This is a genomic window from Lysobacter arenosi (assembly GCF_016613475.2).
Classification (GTDB): Bacteria; Pseudomonadota; Gammaproteobacteria; order Xanthomonadales; family Xanthomonadaceae; genus Lysobacter_J; species Lysobacter_J arenosi.
On sequence record NZ_CP071517.1, the window covers coordinates 2,318,525 to 2,333,074 of the forward strand.

Annotated in this window: 15 protein-coding genes; 7 read left to right on the top strand and 8 right to left on the bottom strand. The window is 68.4% G+C overall.

Features of this window, described 5'->3' with window-relative positions; translation table 11 throughout:
* Nucleotides 1–39 precede the first annotated feature (39 nt).
* The 3 genes from HIV01_RS10905 to HIV01_RS10915 are packed head-to-tail and all read left to right on the top strand — an operon-like array spanning nucleotide 40 to nucleotide 3,363.
* Nucleotides 40–2,469, top strand: coding sequence for a heavy metal translocating P-type ATPase (locus HIV01_RS10905; protein ID WP_200607034.1), 2,430 nt, complete (start codon nucleotides 40–42; stop codon nucleotides 2,467–2,469).
* The gene (ccoS, locus tag HIV01_RS10910; protein WP_200607036.1) at nucleotides 2,466–2,651 is read left to right on the top strand and encodes a cbb3-type cytochrome oxidase assembly protein CcoS; all 186 of its coding nucleotides are present in this window, start codon (nucleotides 2,466–2,468) and stop codon (nucleotides 2,649–2,651) included. Before HIV01_RS10905 ends, ccoS begins: the two co-directional genes overlap by 4 nt.
* Nucleotides 2,641–3,363: a sulfite exporter TauE/SafE family protein gene (locus HIV01_RS10915; RefSeq protein WP_200607038.1), complete on the top strand. Its 723-nt coding sequence runs from the start codon at nucleotides 2,641–2,643 to the stop codon at nucleotides 3,361–3,363. Before ccoS ends, HIV01_RS10915 begins: the two co-directional genes overlap by 11 nt.
* Nucleotides 3,364–3,381: 18 nt before the next feature.
* On the opposite strand, the gene fnr is transcribed toward HIV01_RS10915, so the two are convergent.
* Together fnr and HIV01_RS10925 are read right to left on the bottom strand one after the other, a co-directional pair.
* On the bottom strand, nucleotides 3,382–4,146 hold the full coding sequence (fnr, locus tag HIV01_RS10920; protein WP_200607040.1) for a fumarate/nitrate reduction transcriptional regulator Fnr: 765 nt from the start codon (nucleotides 4,144–4,146) through the stop codon (nucleotides 3,382–3,384).
* Nucleotides 4,147–4,372: 226 nt separating this feature from the next.
* Complete coding sequence (locus HIV01_RS10925; protein WP_207526927.1) at nucleotides 4,373–4,837, bottom strand: hypothetical protein; 465 nt, start codon at nucleotides 4,835–4,837, stop codon at nucleotides 4,373–4,375.
* 455 nt (nucleotides 4,838–5,292) lie between these two features.
* Here HIV01_RS10925 and HIV01_RS10930 point away from each other — a divergent pair, with 455 nt between their 5' ends.
* On the top strand, nucleotides 5,293–5,826 hold the full coding sequence (locus HIV01_RS10930) for an outer membrane beta-barrel protein (protein WP_200607043.1): 534 nt from the start codon (nucleotides 5,293–5,295) through the stop codon (nucleotides 5,824–5,826).
* 704 nt (nucleotides 5,827–6,530) lie between these two features.
* Nucleotides 6,531–7,841, top strand: coding sequence for an APC family permease (locus HIV01_RS10935; RefSeq protein ID WP_200607045.1), 1,311 nt, complete (start codon nucleotides 6,531–6,533; stop codon nucleotides 7,839–7,841).
* Here the strand turns inward: HIV01_RS10935 and HIV01_RS10940 are convergent.
* Together HIV01_RS10940 and HIV01_RS10945 are read right to left on the bottom strand one after the other, a co-directional pair.
* Nucleotides 7,799–8,590, bottom strand: coding sequence for an N-acetylmuramoyl-L-alanine amidase (locus HIV01_RS10940; protein WP_200607047.1), 792 nt, complete (start codon nucleotides 8,588–8,590; stop codon nucleotides 7,799–7,801). The two genes, HIV01_RS10935 and HIV01_RS10940, sit on opposite strands and share 43 nt — an antisense overlap.
* Before the next feature lie 13 nt (nucleotides 8,591–8,603).
* Entirely contained in the window at nucleotides 8,604–9,704 is a 1,101-nt protein-coding gene (locus HIV01_RS10945; RefSeq protein ID WP_200607048.1) for a winged helix DNA-binding domain-containing protein, read from the bottom strand.
* Nucleotides 9,705–9,869: 165 nt separating this feature from the next.
* On the opposite strand from HIV01_RS10945, the gene HIV01_RS10950 reads away from it, so the two are divergent.
* Entirely contained in the window at nucleotides 9,870–10,196 is a 327-nt protein-coding gene (locus HIV01_RS10950) for a hypothetical protein (protein ID WP_200607050.1), read from the top strand.
* 60 nt (nucleotides 10,197–10,256) lie between these two features.
* On the opposite strand, the gene HIV01_RS10955 is transcribed toward HIV01_RS10950, so the two are convergent.
* The 4 genes from HIV01_RS10955 to HIV01_RS10970 all read right to left on the bottom strand — a co-directional run bounded on the left by HIV01_RS10955 (nucleotide 10,257) and on the right by HIV01_RS10970 (nucleotide 12,779).
* Nucleotides 10,257–10,694, bottom strand: a complete 438-nt coding sequence (locus HIV01_RS10955; protein ID WP_200607051.1) for a hypothetical protein — start codon at nucleotides 10,692–10,694, stop codon at nucleotides 10,257–10,259.
* A gap of 114 nt (nucleotides 10,695–10,808) precedes the next feature.
* A complete protein-coding gene (gene gnd, locus HIV01_RS10960; RefSeq protein WP_200607053.1) occupies nucleotides 10,809–11,714 on the bottom strand; it encodes a phosphogluconate dehydrogenase (NAD(+)-dependent, decarboxylating) in 906 nt (301 codons plus the stop codon).
* Between the two features lie 125 nt (nucleotides 11,715–11,839).
* A complete protein-coding gene (locus HIV01_RS10965) occupies nucleotides 11,840–12,271 on the bottom strand; it encodes a hypothetical protein (protein WP_200607055.1) in 432 nt (143 codons plus the stop codon).
* A 70-nt stretch (nucleotides 12,272–12,341) separates the two neighbouring features.
* Nucleotides 12,342–12,779, bottom strand: coding sequence for a hypothetical protein (locus HIV01_RS10970; RefSeq protein ID WP_200607057.1), 438 nt, complete (start codon nucleotides 12,777–12,779; stop codon nucleotides 12,342–12,344).
* Nucleotides 12,780–12,997: 218 nt separating this feature from the next.
* Here HIV01_RS10970 and HIV01_RS10975 point away from each other — a divergent pair, with 218 nt between their 5' ends.
* A complete protein-coding gene (locus tag HIV01_RS10975; RefSeq protein ID WP_200607059.1) occupies nucleotides 12,998–14,542 on the top strand; it encodes a phospholipase D family protein in 1,545 nt (514 codons plus the stop codon).
* The last annotated feature ends 8 nt before the right edge of the window (nucleotides 14,543–14,550 follow it).

Sequence of the window (14,550 nt, forward strand, 5' to 3'; positions counted from 1 at the left end):
TGATCGATGCAGTGGCGATGATTGGGGGATGATGTCGGCATGAGCGTCTCGCAGACCGCGCTGGCTCCCGACGATCGCCGTGGCGTAGTCCGCACCGGCGCGCTTGCGTCCGTCTGCCACCACTGTGGCGAGGCGCTGACCGCAGCGGGCACGGTTGCCTCCGGCGACCACCTGTTCTGCTGCAACGGCTGCGCCGCGGCGGCAAGCTGGATCCAGCAGGCCGCGCTGGAGGACTACTACCGCCTGCGCAGCGTGCCGGCCGGCCGCGTCGATGCAGACGCCGCCGACTTCGCTGGGTGGGATCGCGAAGTTGTCCTCGCCGAGCACAGCCGCATCGTCCCCGGCGGACGCGAAATCACCGTGCTCACCGACGCGATGCGCTGCGCCGCCTGCGCGTGGCTGGTCGATCGCGCGTTGCACCGCATCCCCGGCGTGCTCGATGCCGGTGCCAACGCGGTCACCGGTCGGATAGTCGTGGCCTGGGACCCTGAGAAGGTTGCGCTGTCGGCGCTGATGTCGCGACTCAACGCCTTGGGCTACCGCCCATGGCTGGCTACCGGCGACGCTCGCGAACAGGCGCAGAAACAGGAGCGCCGGCGCTGGCTGATCCGCCTGGGCGTGGCTGGCCTGGGTGCGATCCAGGCGATGATGTTCGCCGAGGCGCTGTATCTGGACACGGCCGGACAAATGCCGCTGGCCACGCGCGACTTCTTCCGCTGGATCACCTTCCTCGTTTCGACGCCGGTGGTGTTCTACTCCGGCTGGCCGTTCCTGGAAGGCATGTGGCGCGAGCTGCGCGGCCGGCGCCTGGGCATGGACACGCTGATCGCGTCCTCGACGCTGCTGGCCTATTTCGCCAGCCTGGTAGAAACCGTCCGCGGCGGGCCCCACGTCTGGTACGACGCGGCGGTGATGTTCGTGCTGCTGTTGCTGGTCGCTCGCATGTTCGAGCAGCGCGCGCGGCGCGTCGCCAGTGCGCAGGTGGATGCACTGGCGCGGGCGCGGCCGGCGCTGGCCACGCGCGAGCGCGACGACGGCAGGCGCGAACAGGTGGCGCTGGCCGAGCTTGCCGTCGGCGACGTCGTCCGTGTCGCCTCGGGCGAATCGGTCCCGGCCGATGGCGTGGTACTCGACCACGCCTGCGGCTTCGACGAAGCGCTGATCACCGGAGAATCGGTGCCCGTGCAGCGTGCACCCGGCGCGACCGCGCTGGCCGGCAGCCTCTGCCGCGAGCAGGCCGCGCGCATCCGCGTGACCCGGGTCGGCAACGACACGCGCCTGTCGCAGCTGACGCGGCTGGTCGAACAGGCGCAAGGCGGACGTCCGGCGCTGGCACGCGTGGCCGAACGCGTGGCCAGTGGCTTCGTGCTGGTGCTGGTGCCATGCGCACTGGCCGTGTACGCGTGGTGGCAGCAGCACGATCCGGCACGCGCGCTCGAGGTGACGCTGGCCTTGCTGGTGGTCAGCTGCCCCTGCGCGCTGTCGCTGGCGATCCCGACCGCGCTGACAGCCGCGCACGGCGCGCTGGCGCGCATGGGCGTCCTGGGACTACGCGGGGATGCGCTGTCGGCGCTGGCCCGCGTCGATCGCGTCGTGTTCGACAAGACCGGCACGCTCAGCAACGGTCGCCCCCAGCTCGATACCGTCGGTATCTTCAACGGCACCGACCCCGACGATGCGCTGGCGATTGCCGCCGCGCTGGAACGCGACAGCGGCCATCCGCTGGCGCATGCCTTCTCCGACATCCACAGCGATCATCGCGCCGAGCAGCTGCACAGCATCCCCGGCCATGGCATCGAAGCGCGCATCGGCGATGCGGGCTGGCGCCTGGGTCGCGCCGAGTTCGCCGCCGGCGGCGAGGACGACGGCGCACTCTGGCTTGGCCGCGACGGCATCGCGGTCGCCCGCTTCACCATCAGCGAGGCCATGCGCGAGGATGCGCGCGCGGCAGTGGAAGCCTTGCAGGCGCAGGGATTGCAAGTCGAACTGTGCAGCGGCGATGCGCATGCGCCGGTGCGGCGCTTCGCCGCCGCGATCGGCATCGACACGGTGCGCTCACGGCAGACTCCGGAGCAGAAACTGACCCACGTTCGCGACCTGCAATCGCGCGGCGATGTCGTGGCGATGGTCGGCGACGGCCTCAACGATGCGCCGGTCCTGGCCGGGGCTGACGTCTCGATCGCGATGGCCGAAGGCGCGGCACTGGCGCAACGCGCGGCCGACTTCGTCGTCACCAGCCCGTCGCTGTTGCGCATTCCCGAGGCGATCGCACTTGCCCGCCGCACGCAGGTCATCGTCCGGCAGAACCTGGTGTGGGCGCTGGGCTACAACCTGCTGGCGCTGCCGCTGGCCGCGACCGGCCATGTCACGCCGTGGATCGCGGCGGTCGGCATGGCCTTGTCGTCGTTGCTGGTGACGCTCAACGCGTTGCGACTGGGCCGACGTCCGGTTGGCGGGGCACGGCCATGACCATCCTGCTGCTGCTCGTCCCGCTCAGCCTGGTCCTGCTCGGCGTGGCGATCTGGGCGTTCGTGTGGGCCGTGCGGCGCGGTCAGTTCGACGACCTCGACACACCTGCCATCGACATCCTGCGCGAGGATGCGCCGCCTGCCGCAGCGAAACCACCGCAGGAAAGCGCGGATGCCGATTGACTGGCTGACCCTCGGCGCGGCCCTGCTCAGCGGCCTGCTGGGCGGCGTGCATTGCGCCGCAATGTGCGGCGGCATCGCCACCGGGTTCTCGGCGACGTCGAGCGGCCACCCCGCACGCGTCGCACTGGAAGCCAACCTCGGCCGAGTCGGCGGCTACGTCATCGCCGGGGCGATCGCAGGCGGCCTGGGCCACGGCATCGTCGAGGTGGCAAGGATCGAAGGCTTGGCCATGGCCTTGCGCATGCTGGTCGGCGTGGTGCTGGTGATCGTGGCGCTGCGTCTGTTCGATCGACAGGGACGGCTGGCCTTCCTGTCGCGACCGGGCAACCGGCTATGGCAGCTGCTGCGGCCCCTGCAGCAGCGCCTGTTGCCGGCCGATACACGCGCACGCCGGCTCGGCCTGGCGTTGCTGTGGGGCTGGCTGCCGTGCGGCCTGAGCACGACGTTGCTGGTGGCGGCATGGCTGCAGGCGAGCGCGATCAACGGCGCATTGACGATGGCGGCGTTCGGCCTGGGCACGTTGCCGGTGATGCTGCCGCTGACCATGAGCGGTGCGCGCCTGGGTCGCTGGCTGCAGACACGCTGGCGCAATGCCGCCGCCGCACTGGTGCTGGCTGCGGGCGTGCTGACACTGGCGGCGCCCTGGCTGATGCGTGTGCCTGCGTTGCATACGCTGCTGGCAGCGCTGGGCTGCGGCAGTTTGCCGGCCTGACCCGACAACCGGATTGGCCTACGAGGCGCTGCGCTGCCGCTTCGGATCGCCGCTCTCGGCGCCGTGCGCGAGTCGTTCGAGCAGGTCCAGGTCGAGGATCTCGACGCGTCGTCCGTGCACCGCGATCACGCCATCTTCCTGCAAACGGGTGAAGCCGCGACTGACCGTTTCCAGTGCCAGTCCGAGGAAGCGCGCGACGTCCTCGCGGCTCATCGGCAGTCGCAGTGCCGACGGTGACTGCCCGATCTGGCGGTAACGCTCGCCCAGGCCATGCAGGAACAGCGCGATGCGCTCGTTGGCCTGGCGCCGGACCAGCATCTCCATGTGGTCATGGTCGCGATTGAGGCTGTGCCCGATCACGCGCAGGAGCTGCTGCTGCAACGATGGCAGCTGCGCGGCCACGGCACTGAGCTCGTCCAGCGGGACGTCGCAGACGTTGGCGGTTTCCAGTGCCACTGCCTCGCAGCGGTGCGCGCCTTCGCCGAGGGCATCGAGACCGATCAGTTCACCGGCGAGATGGAATCCGATGACCTGCTCTTCGCCGTCTTCGCTGATGCTGACGGTCTTGAAGGCGCCATCGCGGGCGACGAAGACCGAGGCCAGCGGATCGCCAATGCGGAACAGACGCTCGCCGCGGGCGAGCGTGCGGCGACGGCGGACGATCTCGTCGAGGCGGACCAGCTCGTCTGCGTCGATGCCGGCAGGAAGGCACAGCTGCTGCAGCGAGCATTGCGCACAGCTGCGGCGCAGCCGGGCCAAGTCGATGTCAACAGCGTCGTTCATGGGTGGCCATTGTCGCATGGCCCGGCATGGCGTCGCGAATGCGTCCCGATTTCCCCGCGCGGCGCCGCAAAAGCGAAAGGCGGCCGAAGCCGCCTCTCGCACCACACTCGACGATTGCGCCGCCCTCTTGCGGGGCGTGCCGCGGAGGCCTCTACGGCATCCGCCCGATGACTATGCCAGCGCCAGCATGAACGCTTGCGACATCACAGCCACCGAACTCGCCCCGTCAGAGGCCGCGGGTGGACGTGTTGTCGTACTGCGGCGTAATGCGACGGCCTTCCATCGCCTTCTCCGCCTTCTCCCGCGCCTCACGCTTCTGCTGGGCCGTCATGCAGACCCGCTCGACGCGGTTGGTACCCGACTTGCGGGTGCGCTCGCAGATCAGGCGCTCGTCGGCGACCTGGCGGGTCACCGAATCGATCCAGGCGATCTCGCTCGATGCCTGTGCGCGTTCTTCGGCGCTCAGCTCCTCGTAGCGGCGACCGTCGATGATCCCGATCAGGGCGTCCTGGCGCTCGAGGAGCTCGCGACGCTTGTCGGTGGACAGCGAGCTGAAACCGGCAGCGTTTGCCGATACATCGCGACGGATGCGGTCCTGCTTTTCCATTACCGCGACGGTGTCGAACGGCGTTTCGTCCGCAGCCTTCACTGCGGGCATGGCCAGGCAGCTGCCCGCCAGGACGACCGCCAACACCAGATTCCTTGAAAACATTCGCATGGCTCCCTGCTTTGACTGTCCAGAAGATTTGGGGGATTGATCGGGGCAATGCTGTGGCGGCGCAGCCATTGCTGGCTCCGCTCGCGGCGATGGACACAGTCCCCGGATCGCGCCCGCGACGGCAACCAGTCGAAGTTCACAGTTCCGCCGCGGACGTGTCGATCGTATTGCGGCGCGCGCGATTTCACGGCCACCCGTGACCTTTCCGCCAGATTGGGAAAAGTCCCATCGGCGCGAGGCCGCGCGGGGCATATGTTCCAGACGCGGGACAGTGAATCCCCGGACCTGGCCCTTGGGCCGCGCGTACGCAGACCCACTTATCCCGTGCAGCGAAGGCTGCCCAGGCATTCCGCCGGGGCCCGTCGCAGACACGCCACCGCTCCCTCCCCCGATTGGCCGCGGTGACCGTTGCAGGAGTCAGTACAGCAATGAGCAAGAACAAGATGCTTTCCCGTGCCCTCATCGCCGTCCTCGCCGGTGCCGCCGCATTCGGCGCACAGGCCGCCGACAAGGGTTTCTACGCCGGTGCCGGCGTCGGTCAGTCGTATGTCGATGAAGGCAACTACGACGACGAGGACACCGCGTTCTCTCTGTTCGGCGGTTATCAGTTCAATCGCTACTTCGGCCTCGAGGCCGGCTACGCCGACTTCGGCAAGCTCGAGCCGCGCGGCAATGGCCGCGATCTCGAAGCCAGTTCGGTCTACCTGACCGCGGTCGGCACGGTGCCGATCACCGACAAGTTCTCTGCTTACGCCAAGGCCGGTTTCCAGCGCTGGGACCTCGACGCGGCGATTCCGAGCGTCGTCGGCAATTCCGATGACAGTGGCACCGACCCGACCTACGGTGTCGGCGTGCAGTACCGTTTCACCGACCACATCGCCCTGCGTGGCGAGTACAGCCGCTTCGAGATCGAAGACACCGACCTCGACCTGGCGCAGGTCCAGGTCCGCTACGACTTCTGATCGCGGCGATCTGCGTGACGATGAAGCCGCCGGTGAAAGCCGGCGGCTTTTTTTTTGCGCGATACGTGGTGCGTGGTGTGTGGTGTGTGGTGTGTGGTGTGTGGGCAGGGGGAGGAGGTGGGGTGTATTCCGCGAACCTCCGCTTCGCTCCGTTTACTGTTCGCGAAATACACCCCACCCCCTCCTTCCGGAAGCTTCTACTGTTCTATTGACTTCAACTGGTGGCGAGAGCGCAGTGCCCGCGTGATGCATCCGCGCCGGTCGGACTCGCGCTGTGCCGGCCCTGGACGGTGTCCGTGCCCTCGCTCATTCGCACGTCTGCTCGGTGATCTGGGTCCCGGACGCCCGCGAAAGGATGTGGTTGTTCCAAACCCAGGGGGTTGAAGAGAAGGCAACGAAGAAAAGGAAATGAACTGCCGGAGCGTCGTTCGACGGGCCGGGGATTGATCCGCAGTGGGCCATGGATGGCCCACGCCCCGCATCAGACAGGATGTCTGACTAAGGGGCGGAGCAATCCCCGGCCCGGCGGACGACGCCATGACGCAGACGCAAGCCCAATACGCTCGGCAGTCCTTCGACTTCGCTGCGCTACGCTCAGGACGAACGGTAGTCTTTGATCATCTTCGAGATCCAACGCGCGACAGTGGCAACCGCAGCGCAGCATCAGGCACTCTCGGCACATCGACCTCGCGCAGGCAACGCCCTTGGACCAGCAGGCAGCGGCACGTCCTACCACCACGCTGCGTGCGGTCAGCCGCTGGCAGATCGTCGGACTCTCGATCAACGACGTGATCGGCAGCGGCATCTACCTGCTGCCCGCCGCTGCGGCGGCACTGCTGGGGCCTGCGAGTCTCTGGGCCGTGCTGCTGGCCGGGTTCGCGGTCAGCCTGCTGGTGCTGTGCTATGCCCAGGCCGCGAGCTATTTCGACGGGCCCGGCGGCGGCTATCTCTATGCACGCGAAGCCTTCGGACCCTTCATCGGATTCGAAGTCGGCTGGATGCTGCTGCTCACCCGCCTGGCCACCGCCGCCGCGCTCAGCAACGGCCTGGCCGCGGCGGTCACCCACTACTGGCCCGCGGCCGCGACGGGGCTGCCGCGGATAGCCATCGTCACCGGCTCGCTCGGCCTGCTGGTGATGATCAACGTGATCGGCGTGCGCGCCGCGGCCCGCACCGGCGTGGTCCTGGCGATCGGCAAACTGCTGCCGCTGCTGCTGTTCGTCGCGATCGGCGCCTTCCATGTCGATGCCGCGCTGGCCTCGCCGGCCAACGCTCCCATCTCGACCAAGACACTGGCCGAAGCGGCACTGCTGTTGCTGTTCGCCTACGCCGGTTTCGAGAACCTGCCGGCCGCCGCCGGCGAGTACCGCAATCCGCGACGTGACGTCCCGTTCGCCCTGCTGACCATGATCGCCACGGTCACCCTGGTCTACGCCAGCGTGCAATGGGTGGCACTGGGCACGCTGCCCGGCCTTGCCAGCTCCTCGACGCCGCTGGCGCAGGCGGCCGCCGGCTTCAGTGGTGAAACCCTGGCGCTGCTGATGACGGTCGGCGCGAGCATCTCCATCCTCGGCACCACCAGCAACACGGTGATGATGGCGCCGCGCTACCTCCTGGCGCTGGCAAGCGACGGCTACGGCCCGCGCTCACTGGCCGCGATCCATCCGCGCCTGCACACACCCGCGGTCGCGGTGGTGGTGATCGGCGTGATCTCGCTCGCGCTGGCACTGTCGGGTTCGTTCGTGCAGCTGGCACTGCTGTCGGTGGTATCACGGCTGTGCACCTACATCGGCACGGCCTGTTCCGTGCTGGTGCTGCGCAAGCGCCACGGCCACCACGAGGGCGCACTGCAACTGCCCGGAGGGCCGCTGATACCGCTCGCGGCGATTGCCCTCAGTCTTGGCCTGCTCGCCAGTGCGAGCATCGCCAACCTGGTGGCCGCCGCAGTCGCGCTGCTGGTCGGCGCAGTGGTCTACATGTTCCGCCGCACGTCGGAGACCGGGTCAACGGCCTGAGCAGGCGGCATCTCCATCAGCTGGAGTTGCAGGTCGTGAAGGATCTCGGCGTCACCCGGCAGCCACTGCTCGTCTTCGTTGCCACGGTAGTGACGGTGGAACGCACGCACGGCTGCTGCCGGGTCGCGCAGGTCGTAACCGACCAGGCGCAACGCGGCCCACGGATCGAAGCCGGCAGGGACCGGCGCCAGCGGTGCTCGTGGCCACAGGCCATAGCCGGCCTCGGCCAGGCGCTGCCATGGGAACAGCGGGCTGGGATCGCGCTTTCGCGCCGGCGCGATGTCGCCGTGGCCGATGATGAGATGGCGCGGAATATCCAGGCGCGCGCTGATGTCGCCCAGCAATTGCAGCAGCGTGTCGATCTGGGCGGTGCTGAACGGTGCGACGCCGTCGTTGTCCAGCTCGATGCCGATCGAACTGGAGTTGAGGTCGGCCACGCCGCCCCAGCGCGATGCACCGGCATGCCAGGCGCGCGAGGACTCGGCCACCAGCTGGTAGAGGCGACCGTCCTTGCCGATCAGGTAATGGGCACTGACGCGACCGCCGGAGTTGCGCGTCTGCAGGGTCAGCAGCGCCGCCTCGGCCGACTCCATCTCGGTCTGGTGGATGATGATCATCTGCGCGCTGCGGACGTCGTAGTTGGGCGATGGATGCCACTCGGGCTGCTGCGGCGTGCGCGCAGCCGGCGGCGCGCTGGCGCAAGCGGTGATCGTCAACGCCATGACAATGGCCGCGGTGACTGACTTCATCAGGAACTCCAGCTCACTTCAGTTCGACCTCGTGATCTTCCGCGTCGGGCTCGAGGAAGCGCAAGAGCGCCTTTGCCTCGGTCGCGATCTCGTCACGCGTGCCGGCATCGACGCGCTCGAACATCCGCACCTGGATGCTGGCCCGGCCCTTGTCGCAGGCATGTGACCAGCCGGCGCGGATGAAGCCGTCGATCAGCACCGCGCGCAGGCGCCGACCGTTCGCCGTCTGGGTGAAGTGCTGGTTGTGCTGCGGCTCGATGATGCGGGCGCGGTCGTCGTGGGACAGGAAGACGTTGTCGTACTCGGGCAGGAAGCGCACCGGTGCTGGCGTCTCCGCGCGCGGCCTGGCCGCCTCGGGCAGGTCGAACAGCTCGCGCCCGGCCCCGTCGCGATACACGCGCAGCTGCGGACGCAGTGACTCAAGCACTGGCTTGATTCCGCGCAGCGCCGACCAGCTGCGCAGGTCGGCGGAGCTGGCCGGGCCGATTGCCGCGATGCCCTGCAACAACAGCTCAGCCATGCCGGCAGCCGTCAGCGGGCGTTGCAGCCATTGTTCCACCGGCGCGAAGCGTGGCGGCCGCGAATAACCCCATCGGTCGTCGCTCGGCACGATCGCCAGCGGCACGCGCGTGCGCACCCAATGGCCAAGCCCGGCCTTGTCCGCCTCCGGAAAATGCGCCAGCAAGGCGGCCCCGAGTTCCTGCGCGCTCATCGCCCGTTCGGCCATCAGCGCGCGCGCCAACGGTTCGACGCGATCGGGATCGAATCCGCCGCTGATCGACCGCCAGTGCGCGGTCTCCAGTTCGCGATCGATCACCTGTTGCAGCAACGGTCGGAACGCCAGGAAGTCGGCGCTGGCGACGGTGTGGATGGTCGAGCGCAGGTAGCTTCCGCGCACGATCTCGCGGCGCTGCGCGGCCGCGTGCAGTTTGTCGCTGCTGAAGCCGGTCAGGCGCGACCACAGCGCCACGTGTGGATCGCGCGGCTCCTGCGACTGCAGTCCGCCGACGCGATGGAGCATGTCGGGGATGGCGAGGCGTTGGCGCTTGAGCAATCCCTGCCTCGCCAGCAGGGCACGATTGAGTGCGCGGTCACTCAGGGGTTGTATCGCCATCAGGTCGGTTCCATTGCCGGTGGCGGTGACGGAGCAAGGGATTGTTTCACAGGTGCCTTTCACGCCATCGGCACGACCGTTCAACCCAGGCCTGGGCCTGTCGCGGGCGTGAATGCCGGTCGCTATCCTCCCGCGCTCGGAACACAGGGGCTCTGGGGAACAGGGATGGATATGCTGATTGCAGCGCTGCAGGACACGGTCGCGTCCAGGATGCTGGTCGCGATGCTGCTGACAGGGACAGTGGCGTCTCTGCTCGCGCTGATCGCGCCCCGCGGCGCGAAGTGGTTAGCGGTCGCCGCGATCACACTACTTGCGGCGGCCCATGTGTTCTTCGGGCATCGACTCGTGGGTGCGCCGCTGGTGCCCTATGGCGAGATCGGCGAGATCGGCGACAGCCATGACGCCCGATGCACCGGACACGCATTCGGCGAGGCGCAAGATGCTGCACGCCATGGCCGCGGTTCAACGCGGCAGGTCGAGACGGCACGCTGAGATCGGTTGGCGCATCGCCACGGGCAGCGGCGATGCGCCGTTTGCATCAGCCAGCCTCTCTCAGCCGATCCAGCGCCGGGCCGCGGCCTTGCCCGCGTACGACAGCAGGAACAGCGCGATGACCAGGATCAGCGCCGGCATGGCCAGGCTCATCGGTCCCATCGCGCTCCAGGCCGGGGTCACCGCGAACGTGCCGGCGATCTGCACTACCAGGGCCGCCAGCGACAGCTGGAACAGGATCACTGCCCAGCGCCGCTTCATCAGCAGACCGATCGCGCCGAATGCGCCGGCGAACACGGCCACGCCATAGGCGGCGTTGAGCCACGAAGGTGTCGCCGCGAGGACCTGCTGCTGCTCGGCGGGCATTGTCGCCAGCTGCGCGGGTGTTGCGGTCATCTGCATGTAGAACATGCACACGCCGATGAGATTCCATACCAGCGCCAGCGTGGCGATGATCCAGTAACTTGTGGGACGCGACGACGCGACAACGGTAGTCATGCTTGTCTCTCCTCCCCGAGGGCGGATGCCCGGCGGCAAGACTACCCGGCCCCGGGGCGGCGTGTTGCCGCACTGCGACATGACCCCGCCCGGCAGCCCGGACGGCGCGGACGCTCAGCTCTTGCGGATGGCGTGGCCGCCGAACTCGTTGCGCATGGCCGCCAGCAACTTGTCGGCGAAGGAGTCGTCCTCGCGCGAGCGCAACCGCTCCAGCAGCGACAGCGTGATCACCGGTGCCGACACGTCCAGGTCGATGGCCTCGGCGACCGTCCAGCGCCCCTCGCCCGAGTCGGCGACGTAGGGCGCGATGCCGTCCAGCTGCGGGTTGCGCTCGAGCGCGCCGGCGCTGAGGTCGAGCAGCCACGAACGGACCACGCTGCCGTGGCGCCAGATCTGCGCGACCTGTCCCAGGTCGAGGCCGAAATCGCTTTTGCGCTGCATGATCGCGAAGCCTTCGGCATAGGCCTGCATCATTCCGTACTCGATGCCGTTGTGGACCATCTTGGCGAAGTGGCCGGCGCCGCTCGGGCCTACCCTGCCCCAGCCGGTATCGGGCGTCGGTGCCAGCGCGCTGAAGATCGGCCGCAACCGTTCGACCGCCGCTTCGTCGCCGCCGATCATCAGGCTGTAGCCTTCGGCCAGGCCCCACACGCCACCGCTGGTGCCGCAGTCGATCCAGGCGATGCCATGCGCGGACAGCCGCTGCGCACGCCGCATCGAATCCTTGTAGTTGGAATTTCCGCCGTCGATGATCGTGTCGCCGGCGCTGAGCTGCGGCAGCAGTTCATCGATGCTGCGATCGACCGGGTCGCCGGCAGGCACCATCAGCCACAGCGCGCGTGGTGACGGCAGCGCGGCGATCAGTTCCGCCTGCGACGCCACCGCTTCGATGCCGCGCGTGGCCGCCTGCTCGCGCGCAGGCGCGCCCGGGTCGAAGCCGACGACGCGATGGCCGTTGCGCACCAGCCGTTCGGCCATGTTGGCGCCCATCCGGCCCAGTCCAATCATGCCAAGTTCCATGCAGCCTCCTCGCTTGTGGGGTCGCGCGGGCGACGCGACAGCATCGCGCAGGCTGCGGTGCAGGGGAAGCGTGCTGGTTCAGCTATCGCCGGACCGTTCGGGATCGAGGATCTCGATCACGCAGGTCAGGTACCGGCGCAGCGGCCGAAGCGCGACTTCATTGCCGGACCGCCGATGACCGCGGTGGCGCTGGGCACGTAGCCTTCCAGCGGTACATACATGCCCTTGGCGTCCTCGAACACATACAGCGAGAAGTCGTCGCCGATGAACTCGACTTTGTAGCCCTCGGGGACGGCCGACGTCGGTGCGCCGCCAAAGCTCGTATAGGAGTCCATGCGTGCCGGCGTGCTCACGTTCTTGCCGCTGGCGCTGATCTGCAGGCCGTCGGCGGCGATGCGCACCTGTGGCGCGCCAGCGTTGCCGCAATCGGGCGAATAGGTGCCGCCGTACAGTTTCAGCGACTCCGGACGCAGATCCTGCGCGGTCGCCGTCATTGGCATGGTCGGCATTGCCACGGTCGCCAGGACCATGGCGAGGCACATTCCGTGAGTGCGCATGGTTCTGCTCCGGTTCCTTGTCTCCGGAACAACGCGCCCCACTCCGCGTGCAGGCCAGAAAGACGCAGGATTACTGCAGGCGCGTTGGCGCTTCCAGGCCGGTTGACGGACGCGGCGGCGCGTCCTCCTCATCGCGGCTGCGGCGCTCGTGCTCGAGCGCGGCCAGATACTCCTCCAGCGTCTGCTCGTGCACGGCGGCTTCACGCGCGGCCGCGGTCAGCAGCGGCGGCGAGGCGTGCAGTTCCAGCTCCTTGCCGGCCCGTGCCTGCACGGCGACGACGTGCCGCAGCATCGCCAGCGCCATGGCCGCGCTGTCGCTGCTGGCGACCACCTGCCCGGCCAGCACCAGCAGCCACTGGTTGTCGCGCCAGCCGACGCCACCGACGGCATTGCCGTCGCCGTCGAGGAGCTGGGCGTGGGGCTGCAACGACGCGCCAAGGCGGCGGATGGGGCGCTTGGGTTCGTTCTTCCTGCGCACCGCGCGCTTGACCTTGGAATTGCGAGACATGGAGTTCCTTGCTTTGGCCAGATGGCTGGTCGGCCAGGTGGCGGATGAGGCGGCCTGCCGTTGAGTCGGCGTGCCCTGCGGCCTGCATCGGCATTCTAGGCCCAAGGGCGTGGATGCCGCGATGCGGCGCCGAGGCGGAAACGAACCACCCCGGCGCGCCCCATTGTGCCTCTGCAGGCCCTGTGGTATCCGACTGCAACCCAACCGGTGGAACGACCATGGCGCGCAAGATCCGGGTAGTCCTGTCGCTGTGCCTGCTCGCCCTCGCCGCATGCTCCAGCCTGCCCGAACGCCCGGTCCTGCCCGATGCCTTCGCACCGGCGCCCGCAACCCAGGGCGAACTGGCCCAGCGCACCGGCCCGGCGGAAACGCGCCACCCCGGCCAGTCCGGTTTCCGCCTGCTCAGCAACGGCACCGAGGCGTACGCCCTGCGCATGTACACCGCCCAGGTCGCCACCCGCAGCCTCGATATCCAGACCTACATCTGGCACGCCGACCTGACCGGCAAGATGCTGGCCCAGCGCGCACTGGCCGCGGCCGACCGCGGCGTGCAGGTGCGCCTGCTCGTCGACGACATGGACGCGCGCGCCAAGAATGCCGGCTTCGCCGGACTCGATGCGCACGAGAACATCGAAGTCCGGATCTTCAATCCCTTCGTCAGCCGCAGCGGCACCGCCAACCGCCTGGGCGAGATGGGCACGAGCTTCAACCGGCTCAACCACCGCATGCACAACAAGAGCTGGATCGCCGACAACCGCGTCGCCGTGGTCGGCGGCCGCAACCTCGGTGACGAGTACTTCAACGCCAGCGCCGAGAGCAACTTCGTCGACCTCGACCTGGCCATGGTCGGCCCGGTGGTGCGCCAGGTCAGCGGCAGTTTCGACCGCTACTGGAACGCGCCCAGCAACTACCCGATCGCCACGATCAGCCCAGGAGCGGTGACCCCCGAGGCGCTGGCGAAACTGCGCGGCATGCTGCAGGGCACGCCGGCCGAACTGGCCGCCAGCCCCTATGCCAGGGTGCTGCGCGAAGACCCCGACGTGCAGCGCATTCTGGTCGGTGGCACGCGCCTGCACTGGACCGCGGACTGGACGTTCGCCAGCGATGACCCGATGAAGCTCAATCTCAAGGGCAATGAAACCGCGATGGATCGCTCGGCCGTGCTGTCGACGCTGACGCCTGCGATCCGCGCCGCGCAGCGCGAACTGCACCTGATCTCGCCGTACTTCGTGCCCGGCCCGGTCGCCACGCAGTCACTGGTCACCTCGGCCATCGCCGGCACCGACGTGCGCGTGCTGACCAACTCGCTGGCCGCCACCGACGTCGCCGCCGTGCATGGCGGCTACTCGCGCTATCGCGAGGACCTGGTCGACGGCGGCGTGAAGGTGTGGGAGCTCAAGCCGACCAGCGACGCCGCCTCGCGCTTCAGCCTGCGTGGCTCGTCCGGATCGAGCCTGCATACCAAGGCGGTGATCATGGATGGGCGCCAGGTGTTCGTGGGCTCCTACAACCTCGACCCGCGCTCGACCTCGATCAATACCGAACAGGGCGTGCTGGTATCGCATCCGGCGCTGGCGCAGGAACTGGAGCGCATCTTCGAGGAGCAGCTGCAGGGCAGCCGCGCCTGGCGGGTCGAGCGCATCGACGGCAAGTTGCAGTGGAGCGACGGCACGCAGACCTTCACGCGCGACCCGGAGGCTTCGGGCTTCCGCCGCTTCCAGGCCTGGCTGATGAAGGTGCTGCCGCTGCAGTCGCAGCTCTAGCTCGCGCA

Bases quoted from the DNA above. Each gene is read 5' to 3' on its own strand.
- HIV01_RS10905 (WP_200607034.1), top strand. From the start codon at position 40: ATGAGCGTCTCGCAGACCGCGCTGGCTCCCGACGATCGCCGTGGCGTA.
- ccoS (WP_200607036.1), top strand. From the start codon at position 2,466: ATGACCATCCTGCTGCTGCTCGTCCCGCTCAGCCTGGTCCTGCTCGGC.
- HIV01_RS10915 (WP_200607038.1), top strand. From the start codon at position 2,641: ATGCCGATTGACTGGCTGACCCTCGGCGCGGCCCTGCTCAGCGGCCTG.
- fnr (WP_200607040.1), bottom strand. From the start codon at position 4,146: ATGAACGACGCTGTTGACATCGACTTGGCCCGGCTGCGCCGCAGCTGT.
- HIV01_RS10930 (WP_200607043.1), top strand. From the start codon at position 5,293: ATGAGCAAGAACAAGATGCTTTCCCGTGCCCTCATCGCCGTCCTCGCC.
- HIV01_RS10940 (WP_200607047.1), bottom strand. From the start codon at position 8,590: ATGAAGTCAGTCACCGCGGCCATTGTCATGGCGTTGACGATCACCGCT.
- HIV01_RS10945 (WP_200607048.1), bottom strand. From the start codon at position 9,704: ATGGCGATACAACCCCTGAGTGACCGCGCACTCAATCGTGCCCTGCTG.
- HIV01_RS10950 (WP_200607050.1), top strand. From the start codon at position 9,870: ATGGATATGCTGATTGCAGCGCTGCAGGACACGGTCGCGTCCAGGATG.
- HIV01_RS10955 (WP_200607051.1), bottom strand. From the start codon at position 10,694: ATGACTACCGTTGTCGCGTCGTCGCGTCCCACAAGTTACTGGATCATC.
- gnd (WP_200607053.1), bottom strand. From the start codon at position 11,714: ATGGAACTTGGCATGATTGGACTGGGCCGGATGGGCGCCAACATGGCC.
- HIV01_RS10965 (WP_200607055.1), bottom strand. From the start codon at position 12,271: ATGCGCACTCACGGAATGTGCCTCGCCATGGTCCTGGCGACCGTGGCA.
- HIV01_RS10970 (WP_200607057.1), bottom strand. From the start codon at position 12,779: ATGTCTCGCAATTCCAAGGTCAAGCGCGCGGTGCGCAGGAAGAACGAA.
- HIV01_RS10975 (WP_200607059.1), top strand. From the start codon at position 12,998: ATGGCGCGCAAGATCCGGGTAGTCCTGTCGCTGTGCCTGCTCGCCCTC.